The following is a 418-nucleotide window of genomic DNA, read 5'->3' as shown; positions in this document are numbered from 1 at the left end:
GAACGCGATCGCGAGGACGACCATGATCACGGTCGACCAGAGCAGGTCGTACCCGGCGGGCAGGAAGAGCTCGATGCCCGCGTGCTCCTCGCCCGTCTCCGCCGCGACGGTGAGCGCGGCGTCAGCCAGCGCCGTCATCACTGGATGATGAAGCCGGCGACGAGACCCAGCAGCGCGAGCACCTCGACGAACGCGACACCGATGAACATCGTCGCGCGGAGCTGCCCGGCGACCTCGGGCTGGCGGGCCATGCCCTCGATGGTCTTGCCGATGAGGATGCCGAGGCCGATGCCCGGGCCGATGGCGGCGAGGCCGTAACCGACGGTGCCGATGTTGCCGGTGACCTCAGCGAGAGTGGTGACGTCCACGATTGCTCGTTCCTTCCGTTGGGCGCCCGACCGGATGACCGGGCGTCGCG

At 69.4% G+C, this 418-nt stretch carries 1 protein-coding gene; it reads right to left on the bottom strand.

Going from position 1 to position 418, the window contains the following annotated elements; all coding sequences use genetic code 11:
- Positions 1-137: 137 nt before the first annotated feature.
- A complete protein-coding gene (locus tag G3I78_RS49235) occupies positions 138-371 on the bottom strand; it encodes an ATP synthase F0 subunit C (protein ID WP_343244045.1) in 234 nt (77 codons plus the stop codon).
- Positions 372-418 lie beyond the last annotated feature (47 nt).

This window comes from Streptomyces sp. SID13726, assembly GCF_010548375.1.
GTDB lineage: Bacteria > Actinomycetota > Actinomycetes > Streptomycetales > Streptomycetaceae > Streptomyces.
Note: the sequence above shows the minus strand (reverse complement) of the source record. Positions and strands in the feature narration are given on the sequence as shown.